We start from the raw sequence: 11660 nt of genomic DNA, 5'->3' as shown, positions 1-11660 counted from the left end.
GCCATATTTTGAGTAAATTTGCGGCCACTATGCCAACAGAAGTACAGGAACAGACGTTTACGCTCGAGGAGTTACTGGCCGGACTTAAAGAGGTGCACCGCCTTATTTTATGGAATGATGATGTGAACACGTTTGAGCACGTGATCTATTGCATGATGAAGTACCTCGACTACTCCGAATCGCAAGCGGAAAAGATAGCCTGGAAAGTGCATAACGAAGGTAAATGCGCCGTGCTGGAAGGCTCGTTCACTGAGATGGAGATATACCGTAAAATATTACAGCAGGAAGGCTTAAGCGTTACTGTTGAATAAAATATAAAAGCTATAAAAATCACAAAGGCCCCGAACATTTGCTCGGGGCCTTTGATTTTTATATGTAGCTGTAGGGTTTCTTAAACCACGTAGTTCCAGCCGTAGGTGTCTTCAATGCGGCCGTAACGTATATCGTCAAGGGTTTTCAATACTTTTTGAGAGAATTCGCGTGTTGCCGGGTCGCTCAGTGTATATTCCTCGCCATTGTAATAAATAGAGCCAACCGGGGCTATGGTAGCGGCAGTACCTGCGCCAAAGGCATCGGTAAGTTTACCACTTTTTGCGCCTTCAATAATTTCGGCTACGGCAACGTTGCGCTGCTCAACCGGTATACCCCATGCTTCGGCCAGTTTAATTACTGTATCGCGGGTAACGCCATTCAAAATAGTATCACCGGCAACCGGGGTAACCAGTTTGCCATCTAAAATAAACATGGCATTGGCAGCGCCCATTTCCTCGATGAATTCGTGGTGGCTGCCATCAGTCCAGATGATTTGATCAAAGCCATCCTCAACAGCTTTCTTAGCAGGCATCATGGTGCTGGCATAGTTACCGGCAGCTTTGGCAAAGCCCATACCGCCTTGTGCCGCGCGGGTATAGTACGATTCAATTTTAACACGCAGCGCCTTTGAAAAATACGGGCCAACCGGTCCGGTCAATATCATGAACTTATAAGTTGTAGATGCCTGAACGCCCAAAAACGCGTCGGTAGCGAACATGAACGGCCTGATGTAAAGCGCGTGGTTAGCTTTGGTAGGTATCCAATCGCGGTCAATGTCAACTAAAGCAGCAATGCTTTGTACAAATATATCTTCGGGCAACTCAGGCATGCAAAGGCGCTCGGCCGATTTGTTGGCACGCTCGGCATTCTTATTCGGGCGGAAGATAACCACTTTGCCATCCTCATGTTTGTAAGCCTTAATGCCCTCAAAAAAGGCCTGGCCATAATGTAAAGCTGAAATTGCCGGACTCAATGAAATATCACCATAAGGGACGATCTGAAAGTTTTTCCACTCGCCATCGGCATAATCGGCCACAAACATGTGGTCAGAAAATATCTTTCCGAAAGGCAAATTATCAAAATCAGTTTCCTGTAAACGCGAATGCGAAGTTTTGGTGATCTGTATATCCAGTGTATCAGTCATGGCTGTAAAAAATTTATTCCGGTATGCAAGTTAGGAATTTTATTCCTTTTTAAGCGGAATCAATGGTCAAATCATTGTCAGGGTAATAACAAATCCGTATTAACGGGCTATAAATTCTATATTGATCCAAATTTGCTTTAGCCGGTCTGTATATACATACATTGAACTTAATGAAACTACTTATCACTGCTTTAATAGGATTATTGCCAATAACTTTAATGGCTCAGGATTGCGACTGCGCCCTGAATTTTAACTACACGGTTAAGCATGTTACAGCTGACTATGCCGGTTTTAACGATAAGGTTAAGGATCTGAACCGAAAAGAATTTGAATTATTGACCAAATCGCTACGTAAGCGGGCCGCTAATGCAAAAGGTACCGATTCATGCTTCGTGATCTTGAGAACATGGACAGATTATTTCAAGGATAATCACCTCCGGGTTCAACTGGATTGGAGGTACAAAAAGAAATATCCTGATGTTGCCAAACAGTTAGCGCGACGATTTGCCAAACCGGTAGTTAGCCCTGATGCCAACGAGAAACCAGGCAGTGAAACAAAGATCAGCAAGCTCGACGCAAATACTTTACTCATCAGGCTGCCAACCTTTGTATGGGATGAAAAAAAGAATATCGACAGCGTAATTCAGGTTTACAGTACGCAGATTAAGGAAATACCAAATTGGATAATTGACCTCCGCGGAAACGATGGCGGTACTGATTATGCCTTTAGCGGCCTTTTGCCTTATTTGTATACCAACCCTATTCAAATTAAGCCTGATGAGTACCGCTCATCTACAGGTAACATCGAAATATTGGAAGAAAATTTGAAGGATAATGACCTTTCTAAAGAAGCAAAGGCTTTTATATCTAACCTGATCAGCCTGATGAAAGCGCAACCTAACGGCTTTGTGAATCCATCGGGTAAGGAGAGTTTTGAGATGAAACTTGATACGGTGTACAAGTATCCATCTAAAGTGGCCATACTTATTGACAGAGGCACAGCAAGCTCGGCCGAATCATTCCTGATAACCGCGAAGCAGAGCAAAAAGGTAAAGGTATATGGAGAGAATTCTGCCGGTACACTGGACTATGCCAATACACAATATTTTAATATTCCCTGTAATGATCTGAACCTCGTTATTCCCATCAGCCGTTCAAAAAGATTACCTGAGCACCCGATTGACAATATCGGAATTGCACCTGATGTAAGGATCAATGCCACCACCCCGGATAAGTTAAATGCGATAAAATCACTTATGCAAAAACAATAATTACTCGCCCCGCAAAGCATGCTCAACCCAGGCTTTGCCCCAGTTGTCGGTTTCTTCGGCCGTCCACATGGCGGGGAAGAAGATGCGTTTTTGAAAACGCGGAGGCAGGTATTTTTGCCAGTTGGTGCCGCCCGTGGCGCTTATCTCCTCCGGCTCGCGGTGCAGGTAGCGCACAGCCGATTTATAGTGCGATAGCGGCCAGTTTACATTAACATTTACATCAAAGCGGCGTAATTCGTGCTTAAGGGCATCGGTTAGTTTGCCTTGTTGCTGTAGTTGCAGGGCAAGCGTATAAAAGTTGGTGGTAGCGGTTTGCTGCGCCAGTTCAATAAACGTTTTGGCGTACTTTTTTTCGAACTGCTTTAAGGTAAGCGTTTTTTTACCTGTAGCCAGCTCAGTAGCGCCAAACTTCCAGTATATGTATTCAAACTGCTGGTCGAAGGTGGCATTGGCCAGTTCGTCGCGTTTATCCTTAGCTACAAGATTGATAAAGTTGGTGGCGTATATCTCTATCATGCGGTACTGCCCCGATTGAAAACCGCTGGCCGGGAGTAACGACATCCTGAATTTCAGGAACTGATCCTTCTCCATACCATCAACCATAATAACAAAGGAGTGGGTAAGTGCCTCAAAATAATTGTTGATGCGCCTTAATCGTGCAGTGAAAAAATCAGGACTAAGCTCGGTGCCTTTTTCGCTGATCTGCCTGCACTCATGCAACGATAGCTTGAAATACAACTCCGTTATCTGGTGATACATGATAAATATCTCCTCATCCGGAAACGGAGTTTTGGGGCTTTGCAGGCTCAATAGCGTATCGAGATGAATATAATCCCAATAAGTTAAAAAGTCGGCATACAACAGGCCGTCAAGGTAGGATGTCATGTCCTGACCCATGGCTTCATATTTTTCCTGAAGCTGGGCGAGCCGCTTTTCTATTTCGGGAGAGATCATGCCCCAAAATTATAAAACTTATGCCGTGTTTATAAGCCCGGCTTTTTGGCTATGCCTACAAAATTAACGTCCACAAGTTCTAACCCTTTTACCATGTGCTCAACGGTTTTTTTATACTTTTTAAAATGAGGTGTTTCAATATGTGCTTTGTAAGCTGCCGAATCTGCATAAACTTCCAGTATGGTGATGTGGGATGGCTGCTTTTTATCGGCAACGGCATAATAGGTAAGCACGCCAGGCTCAAGCTTAACGGCGGTAGCCATTTGCTCGTTCAAGGCGGCATTGTATTGTTTAAGCTGCGCAGGATCTACCTGTATCTTAGCCAGCCTTACCATTTGTTGCTTTTGCTGCGCGATGGCACTTTGATCAACTGAAAAGATACAGGTAGCGATGGCTGTCATCACAAAAAGGCGAATGTTATTTATCGGCATATTAAGATGTTGTTTAAGATATTGAACGTGTAACACTGCTAAATATAGTATACCGGGGCGATAAATTTTCAGGTTGACGCCCGCGCACTTGCAGATAACTGTTTTTTACCACATATTTGTACTGTACAACAAAGGCAATGGTGTTCTGCCTATTTGAACCGCTTTAAAAAGCTGATGACGCCTACCCACAAATAAGTTTTATTCATTTATTTGCAAGTAGGTTATGTTAAAAAAACTCTTTTCCGAACACTTCTCAACCCTTAAATATGTTTTGCGCTGGTCGCTGATCACTGTACCGGTTTCGGTGGCTATCGGCTCTATGGTCGCGTTGTTTTTATGGCTGTTAAATTGGGCTATACACTACCGCTTTGCGCATGCCTGGCTGCTGTATCTGCTGCCGCTTGCAGGTGTGGGTATCCATTTTCTGTATAAACTATACGGCTCATCTGCCGAACGTGGTAACAACCTGGTTATTGACGAGATACATCAACCCGGCGCAGGTGTGCCCAAGCGTATGGCACCGATTATTTTGCTTACCACGGTAATTACCCACCTGTTTGGCGGCTCGGCCGGGCGAGAAGGTACGGCCGTACAAATTGGGGGCAGCATCGCCAACCTGTTTGCCGCTTGGTTTAAACTCAACGGTGCCGATAAACAGGTGATACTCACCACGGGCATAGCCGCCGGTTTTGGGGCGGTATTCGGTACGCCATTAACGGGGGCGGTGTTCGCGCTGGAGGTGCTCACCATCGGTCGTATCCGGTACAATGCTTTGTTGCCTTGCCTCATTGCCGGCATGTTCGGCGATCTGACGGTATCTGCATGGGGACTGCATCATACCCAATACCATATTGATGTGGTAGCTACAGGGCAACAGTTTTACGGGCACAACATTCACCTGAATTTGCTGTTGCTGCTTAAGGTAATTATCGCTGCCATTTGCTTTGGTTTGGCGGCCTACCTGTTCTCGGTAACGGTGCATGGGGTTAAAACCATCGCCGTTAAGGCTATTAAAAAAAGCTGGTTGATACCCGCGTGTGGTGGCGCTGCAATTATAGCGCTCACCCTGCTTTTAGGCAAGCCCGATTACCTTAGCCTGGGTGTTGATGCCGAATACCCGGGAGCAGTAACCATAGTATCAGCTTTCCATCAAGGCGGGGCGGATGCGTTAAGCTGGCTTTGGAAGTTAATATACACCTGCATAACACTCGGTACAGGCTTTAAAGGGGGAGAGGTTACCCCGTTGTTTTACATCGGCGCTACGCTGGGTAATACGCTGGCTTCGCTGCTTAATGCACCTGTGAGTTTGTTTGCCGCGCTTGGCTTTATAGCTGTTTTTGCCGGGGCTACTAATACGCCGCTGGCCTGTACCATAATGGGTATTGAGCTGTTTGGCAGCGAGTACGCCTTGCTGTTTGCCGTGGCTTGTTTTGTGGCTTATTACTTCAGCGGCCCATCGGGTATTTATGGCGCGCAAAAGCAAATTGGCGCCAAAACGGATGCCGAATAATTTTGCATCGGCATAAAACACTTTTGCGGTTATTGATTGTTATCAACATTATCAACCCAAAATAGCCATGCAGATCAAGAAAGTAATTATAGGAATTGACGATAGTAAATATGCCGAACACGCGGCTAAGTATGGTTTTGATATGGCCCGGCAATTTAGCGCGGCCGTAGGTGTGGTAAATATTATTGAGCCGGTTGTTACCCCTTTAGATACATCAGACAATATGCTGGGCGTGCCCCTTACCAATGTTGGCGGCCCCGAGGAGATAGACCTGATCAGCGCGCAATCTGATAATTCAGAGAAACTTATTCGCCGCACGGTGAATGAAATGGCGGCCGATTTACAGGTAACCTACTTTAGCGAATATGGCTCAACAGCCGATGGTATTTTGCAATGCGCCAAAGAGTTTCATGCCGATCTGATTGTTATCGGCACCCATAAACGCTCCGGCCTCGACAGGTTCCTGATGGGCGATGTAGCCGAAGGCGTAATGCGCCGCGCCACCGTACCGGTGCTGGTAGTGCCATTTGTGGAGGGGCATTGAGTGGTTCATGGTTGATGGTTCATAGATCATGGTTCATAGCCGGATAGCTTCTTGTGTACTATCAACTATTTATTCATAGCAAATAATCTTTACCATGAACCATCAACTATGAACCATGAACCCCTAATAAAGCAATCTGAACTTTATCGTCTGCTCAATGGCTTTCAGTTCGTTTAGTACCTGTGGGTCGTAACCGGTATTTACGTCGGTAATTACGTAGCCTATCTGGGTGTTGGTTACCAGGAATTCGCCTACTATGTTGATGTTGTGGCGGGCAAAAACATCATTTATCTGCGCCAGTATACCCGGTACGTTTTTGTGGATATGTATCAGCCTGTGGGCATTACTTACACGCGGCGGTTGCAGATCAGGGAAGTTGCAGCTGGTGTGCGTTTTACCCTCGTTCATAAAGGCTATCACCCTTTTCGGGATAAAGTCATCATTACGCGGATTATGCTTCGGATCATCAAATATGATGATGCCGTTCTCGCAGGCTACCTCGGCAAGCTTGCGGCTTTGTACCTTACCAAAAATGCCGATCACCTTTAATCTGCCCGCATTGTGCAGTTGCTCGGGCGTAGGTTGGGTGTCCTCGCTGCAAAGCAATACACCGGCTTCCTGCAAATAGCTTTCCTCAATGGTATCCTTATGACGTATGTTGTAACCCTCTCTTTTTAGTTGAGCCAGCGCCTCCTCATCAACATTACCCACAACCAAACATTTTATCCTGTTTTTAGGGTATGATATAGCACGTGGCAGCTTGTTGATGTATAAAAACTCATCAAAGCTTGGAGTAATATGGTCGGCTTTTTCGGCTACCGATTTACGTTCGATATTCTCGGTAAAGGCGAAGAACTTTTTGATCAGTCCCGATTCCTTCAGCTGGAAATCAGAGTAACCATCGCCAATACCATAAATATCGCCGGGCAGATTAAGCTCTTTAAGCAGTATAACCTTACCGCCTTCTTTTGATAGGGGATTCTCACGGTCGTAGCCAATAATGTTGCCCTCATCATCAAACACAAAGGTGTTGGCGTAAATATTTTCCTTTTTAATGTGGTATTCGGTAACTACCGGAGTAATAAATTCCTTAAAACCACCTGACACGATCAGCACACCATCCGAATGGTTTTTGAAGAACACCGTATTGCGCGAGAACGAGCGCGATACCTTCTTTTTAAGATGGCTTACCAACAGCTTAAGATGATCACGGTTAGCTTGCAGCAACTGTACACGGCGCTGTAAACTCTCACTGAATGATAGCTTACCTTCCATGGCCAGGTTGGTTAATCCCTCTATCTGCTCATAAATGCTCTCCCTGTCCGGGTGCGATTTTAGCGATATGCGGGCAAGTTCGTCAAGGGCTTCAACCTGGGTAAAGGTGCTGTCAAAATCTATTATAAAGTAGTCCATCAGTTACAAAGGGCAAAGCGCAAATGTGCAACTTTTAGGGGTTACTTCATAGTGTTAGGGCTACAATAAGTACATTAAAATACTGAAGTATGACATTGAATTTCAGGTAAAACGTTATACCAAAATCATATTTAAATGATCTGTGTAATGCATTCTGCTTTTACTGCTCCAGGCTTTGAGGACTACGTTTTTCGGGTGGCAAAGCCTGATATTTTTTGTAGGCATCGTTAATATAAACGGTGAGCGATTGCTGATCGCCGCTTTTTATATCGTCATATTTAGGGCGATAGAGGGTCATGAAGTTTTCCAGATCCTCGCCCTTAAGCGGTACCACTGTGCTCACAAATCTGGGATTAAAAGCTTGATCTATCTCGCGCTCCTGTACTTCACGTTTAAAGTACTTTTTAAGTCGGCGAGCGTTACGGCCTTCACGACTAAACCATGTAGATGGCGAGAGGGCATATACCTTACTTTTCTCGTAAACCTCCGGGTATTCCGTTTGCGGGTCAAAGGTTTTGCGGGTGCTTGATATATTTACCGTATTTAGTTGAATGCCTTGCGGACTAAGGCGTATCTTTTTGTTTGACAGATCGGTAATATAAACCGTATCGGCGCCGTAGGTAGGCGCGCTGAATACTACCATGTGGCCGGGCGCGGCCTGTATCTCAAAATTGCCGTTCTTGTCGGTCAGCGTCATTTGCTTGTTGGTGAGGTCGTGCACAAACACATCGGATATACGGGTGCTGCCGCTGCCCTCGTAAACAGTGCCCTTTAATTTGTTTTGGGCGTTTGCTGCCATGGTGGCTATAGATAGTATAAAAGTAAGGGCAAGGCAGTACAGTTTCATAGTTATAAGTAGTTAGCTGCTAAATATAACCTGTTTAAGCCATATTGGTTTGTTATTTAACGTTTTTAACAATTTAGTGATGGTTGTATGCTGGTATTGCGTACCACATTTTTACATTACCGTCACCCTTCAATTACCACATCTAAACATTAACCCGTATCTTAGCCGCATATTAATTTGACTCACATAAAATTATGCTTAAAGGATTTTTTAACGTCCCTAAGCCGCAGAACGAGCCCGTATTAAATTACGCTCCGGGCAGTGCTGAGCGTGTTTCGTTAGAAGCTGCGCTTAAAGAGGCACGCGCCGTTGTGGCCGACATACCCATGTACATAGGTGCCCAGGAAGTACGCACCGGTAAAACCCTTGAAGTGCGCCCACCGCATGATCATCAGCACCTGCTGGCTACGTTTCACGAAGGTGACGCCAGCCATGTAACCGCCGCCATTGATGCCGCCCTTGCCGCTAAGGCCAATTGGGAAAACCTGGCCTGGGAGCAGCGTGCCGCCATATTTTTAAAAGCTGCCGATCTGATCTCCGGTCCGTACCGTGCTAAAATTAATGCCGCTACTATGCTGGGCCAGTCAAAAAACGCCTACCAGGCCGAAATTGACGCCGCCTGCGAGTTTGCCGACTTTTTACGCTTTAACGTAGAGTACATGACCGAGATATACGGTCAGCAGCCACCGGTATCGCCAAAAGGTATCTGGAACAGGGTTGAGCAACGCCCGTTAGAGGGTTTTGTATTCGCCTTAACGCCATTTAACTTTACCGCTATTGCCGGTAACCTGCCTGCAAGCGCCGCCATGATGGGTAACGTTGTGGTTTGGAAGCCTGCCTATCCGCAAATTTTCGCGGCCAACGTGATCATGAAAATATTTATTGAAGCTGGCTTACCTGCCGGTGTTATCAACCTTATTTATGTTGATGGCCCTGTAGCGGGTGATGTTATCTTCAATCACCCTGATTTCGCGGGTATACACTTCACCGGTTCAACCGCGGTGTTCCAGCACATCTGGCAAATAATTGGTACCAACATTCACAAATACAAAACCTACCCACGCATAGTTGGCGAAACCGGTGGTAAGGATTTTGTGCTTGCCCACGCCAGCGCTGATGCGCAGGTGGTAAGCACCGCCCTTGTACGCGGCGCGTTCGAGTATCAGGGGCAAAAATGTTCGGCCGCTTCACGTGCTTACATCCCGGCCTCGTTATGGCCTGCTGTAAAAGAAAACGTGCAGCGCGATCTGGCCTCTATCAAAATGGGCCCGGTTGAAGATTTCAGCAACTTTGTTAACGCTGTTATCACCGAAGCATCATTTGATAAGTTGGCCAAATACATTGATGCCGCTAAGGCCGATGCCGGTGTTGAGCTGGTAGCCGGTGGTGGTCACGATAAATCAAAAGGCTGGTTTGTTGAGCCTACCGTACTGCGTGTAAACGATCCGCATTATGAAACCATGTGCGAGGAATTGTTTGGCCCGGTACTTACCGTTTATGTATACGAGGATGATAAGTTCGATGAGATACTGAATGTGGTTGATACCACTTCGATATACGCCTTAACAGGTTCAATCATAGCGCAGGATAGGTATGCCGTAGCGCAAGCTACACAACGCCTGCGTAACGCTGCCGGTAACTTCTACATTAACGACAAGCCTACCGGTGCCGTAGTTGGCCAGCAGCCATTTGGCGGTGCCCGCGGTTCGGGTACTAATGATAAGGCCGGTTCAATGATCAACCTGCTGCGCTGGGTATCTCCACGCACTATTAAAGAAACATTTGATCCACCGAAGGATTACCGTTACCCATTCCTGGGATAACCATACATCCTGATAAAATAAAAAACTCCCTTGCCATAACGGTAAGGGAGTTTTTTTATGGATGGATGATAAGCCGCTACTTTTTCAATTTCAATTTAGAGATAATGTACTCGCTTACTTTTCTACCCTGAATAGCACCCTGATCTACACTGTTTTTATAATGGATGCCACCGTAAAACCTACTGATGGAGGCTTCATCAGCCGCCTGCACAAATGATTTAAAGTTACGTTTCATGCCAATGTAGCGCAGGTCGCTGGTATCCTGAAAGGCGAAGTTATCGCCAAATACATGGGTAAGCATTACCGCCGCGGCACGGGTAATGGTGCTGTGCCCGCTCGGGTATTCCGGGAAGGGCGGAGTTTGCAGGCGCGATGTCCATTCAGCATCTATCTTATCGTTTATAACCGTTACCGGGCGCACGTAATTGGTTTCGTATTTGGTATTCCAGCAGCAAATAAAGGCATCATACATACCCAGCGAGGTAAGCGCGTAAGCCTGTGCCGATCTTACCGCGTCGGCCTTGGTTTGCTTGCAGGCAATGGCGGTAATGCCTATCCAGTGCCCACCAGGAGTTATCTTTTTGTTGGCAAAGGTCATGTGCCCGGCATGTTCCAGCACAAAGGGGTTATCATCCCAGTAGCGGGCAATATCCTTTTGTTCATCAGTCAGTTTTTTGCTGATCTCGTACACCTCCATGTTCTGCTTAAAATAGGCACTGTTCTTATCCTCACTATAAGGTGGCGGTGGTGGGATGCCCACACGGTTTGATGAATCGAGCACAAAGGTTTTCATGGTGCCCCAGCAATATTCCACACCATCCAGATAATCGGGCGGGGTGGGGCGCCATTTACCGGGTGCCTGGCTGCCCAAAAATTTGGGCTTACCACGTGTTTGCAGGTAATTATCCTTAACCAACCGCTTAATAATTACTTTGGCCACGGTATCGCCAAAGGCAATGGAGCGGGCATAGGTCGAATCATCCATCGTGCCCTTAAAACGCGCATGCAAACCATCCTCATAACCCTTCAGCGAATCCACCGAAAAAGTAACCTTGCGGGCCACGGTGAAAAAAGCCTGTGTAGCGGCAAGGGTAAAGTTGTAAGTTTTGCCCTTTTCGGGCTCGGGTATGGCACCAAAGCCCTGTAACTGCGCCGCAAGAGATAAGTAATCGGGCTGCTCAAAACGTATAGCTTCGTATGATGCTAAAGAGGCATAGGCATATATCCTGCTGGCCACGGGTGGCGTAAACACATCGTAAATAATTAGCTGTGTTAGTTTATCTTCGTTTTGATGCACAACATCGGCATCGTTAATTTTAGTGGTGGATGCCTTTTTTTCCTCCCGGCATGCATAAAGGCAGGTAGCGGCAATTAATAAAACGGTTAAGGTTTTAATGATCTTCATAGATAT

General features: G+C 46.2%; 11 protein-coding genes and 1 riboswitch. Of the genes, 5 read left to right on the top strand and 6 right to left on the bottom strand.

The features are described from left to right. The first annotated feature begins 29 nt into the window (after window positions 1–29). Complete coding sequence (locus IM792_RS13345) at window positions 30–311, top strand: ATP-dependent Clp protease adaptor ClpS (protein WP_194102364.1); 282 nt, start codon at window positions 30–32, stop codon at window positions 309–311. A gap of 80 nt (window positions 312–391) precedes the next feature. Here IM792_RS13345 and IM792_RS13340 read toward each other — a convergent pair whose 3' ends face one another. After that, entirely contained in the window at window positions 392–1456 is a 1065-nt protein-coding gene (locus IM792_RS13340; RefSeq protein WP_194102363.1) for a branched-chain amino acid aminotransferase, read from the bottom strand. Window positions 1457–1626: 170 nt separating this feature from the next. On the opposite strand from IM792_RS13340, the gene IM792_RS13335 reads away from it, so the two are divergent. After that, window positions 1627–2727, top strand: a complete 1101-nt coding sequence (locus tag IM792_RS13335; protein WP_194102362.1) for a S41 family peptidase — start codon at window positions 1627–1629, stop codon at window positions 2725–2727. Here the strand turns inward: IM792_RS13335 and IM792_RS13330 are convergent, their stop codons facing one another. Together IM792_RS13330 and IM792_RS13325 are read right to left on the bottom strand one after the other, a co-directional pair. Then, on the bottom strand, window positions 2728–3681 hold the full coding sequence (locus tag IM792_RS13330) for a tryptophan 2,3-dioxygenase family protein (RefSeq protein WP_194102361.1): 954 nt from the start codon (window positions 3679–3681) through the stop codon (window positions 2728–2730). It lies immediately after the preceding gene. 29 nt (window positions 3682–3710) lie between these two features. Further along, a complete protein-coding gene (locus IM792_RS13325; RefSeq protein WP_194102360.1) occupies window positions 3711–4112 on the bottom strand; it encodes a putative quinol monooxygenase in 402 nt (133 codons plus the stop codon). A 124-nt stretch (window positions 4113–4236) separates the two neighbouring features. After that, a riboswitch (Fluoride riboswitch) is annotated at window positions 4237–4303 on the top strand. A 32-nt stretch (window positions 4304–4335) separates the two neighbouring features. On the opposite strand from IM792_RS13325, the gene IM792_RS13320 reads away from it, so the two are divergent. Then, the gene (locus tag IM792_RS13320) at window positions 4336–5622 is read left to right on the top strand and encodes a voltage-gated chloride channel family protein (protein WP_194102359.1); all 1287 of its coding nucleotides are present in this window, start codon (window positions 4336–4338) and stop codon (window positions 5620–5622) included. A gap of 67 nt (window positions 5623–5689) precedes the next feature. Then, entirely contained in the window at window positions 5690–6166 is a 477-nt protein-coding gene (locus IM792_RS13315; protein WP_194102358.1) for a universal stress protein, read from the top strand. A gap of 123 nt (window positions 6167–6289) precedes the next feature. Here the strand turns inward: IM792_RS13315 and IM792_RS13310 are convergent, their stop codons facing one another. Together IM792_RS13310 and IM792_RS13305 are read right to left on the bottom strand one after the other, a co-directional pair. Beyond that, window positions 6290–7582 (bottom strand): HAD-IB family phosphatase, encoded by a 1293-nt coding sequence (locus IM792_RS13310; RefSeq protein ID WP_194102458.1) that lies wholly within the window; start codon window positions 7580–7582, stop codon window positions 6290–6292. Window positions 7583–7739: 157 nt separating this feature from the next. Further along, the gene (locus IM792_RS13305; RefSeq protein WP_194102357.1) at window positions 7740–8426 is read right to left on the bottom strand and encodes a hypothetical protein; all 687 of its coding nucleotides are present in this window, start codon (window positions 8424–8426) and stop codon (window positions 7740–7742) included. A 194-nt stretch (window positions 8427–8620) separates the two neighbouring features. On the opposite strand from IM792_RS13305, the gene pruA reads away from it, so the two are divergent. Continuing rightward, window positions 8621–10249, top strand: a complete 1629-nt coding sequence (pruA, locus tag IM792_RS13300; RefSeq protein ID WP_194102356.1) for an L-glutamate gamma-semialdehyde dehydrogenase — start codon at window positions 8621–8623, stop codon at window positions 10247–10249. 76 nt (window positions 10250–10325) lie between these two features. On the opposite strand, the gene IM792_RS13295 is transcribed toward pruA, so the two are convergent. Beyond that, a complete protein-coding gene (locus tag IM792_RS13295) occupies window positions 10326–11654 on the bottom strand; it encodes a vanadium-dependent haloperoxidase (RefSeq protein ID WP_194102355.1) in 1329 nt (442 codons plus the stop codon). Window positions 11655–11660 lie beyond the last annotated feature (6 nt).

The organism is Mucilaginibacter sp. JRF (genome assembly GCF_015223065.1).
Classification (GTDB): domain Bacteria; phylum Bacteroidota; class Bacteroidia; order Sphingobacteriales; family Sphingobacteriaceae; genus Mucilaginibacter.
Note: the sequence above shows the minus strand (reverse complement) of the source record. Positions and strands in the feature narration are given on the sequence as shown.

Excerpts from the sequence above, each read along its gene's own strand:
- IM792_RS13295 (WP_194102355.1), bottom strand. The coding sequence starts at position 11,654 with ATGAAGATCATTAAAACCTTAACCGTTTTATTAATTGCCGCTACCTGC.
- IM792_RS13305 (WP_194102357.1), bottom strand. The coding sequence starts at position 8,426 with ATGAAACTGTACTGCCTTGCCCTTACTTTTATACTATCTATAGCCACC.
- IM792_RS13345 (WP_194102364.1), top strand. The coding sequence starts at position 30 with ATGCCAACAGAAGTACAGGAACAGACGTTTACGCTCGAGGAGTTACTG.
- IM792_RS13320 (WP_194102359.1), top strand. The coding sequence starts at position 4,336 with ATGTTAAAAAAACTCTTTTCCGAACACTTCTCAACCCTTAAATATGTT.
- IM792_RS13325 (WP_194102360.1), bottom strand. The coding sequence starts at position 4,112 with ATGCCGATAAATAACATTCGCCTTTTTGTGATGACAGCCATCGCTACC.
- IM792_RS13315 (WP_194102358.1), top strand. The coding sequence starts at position 5,690 with ATGCAGATCAAGAAAGTAATTATAGGAATTGACGATAGTAAATATGCC.
- IM792_RS13330 (WP_194102361.1), bottom strand. The coding sequence starts at position 3,681 with ATGATCTCTCCCGAAATAGAAAAGCGGCTCGCCCAGCTTCAGGAAAAA.
- pruA (WP_194102356.1), top strand. The coding sequence starts at position 8,621 with ATGCTTAAAGGATTTTTTAACGTCCCTAAGCCGCAGAACGAGCCCGTA.
- IM792_RS13335 (WP_194102362.1), top strand. The coding sequence starts at position 1,627 with ATGAAACTACTTATCACTGCTTTAATAGGATTATTGCCAATAACTTTA.
- IM792_RS13340 (WP_194102363.1), bottom strand. The coding sequence starts at position 1,456 with ATGACTGATACACTGGATATACAGATCACCAAAACTTCGCATTCGCGT.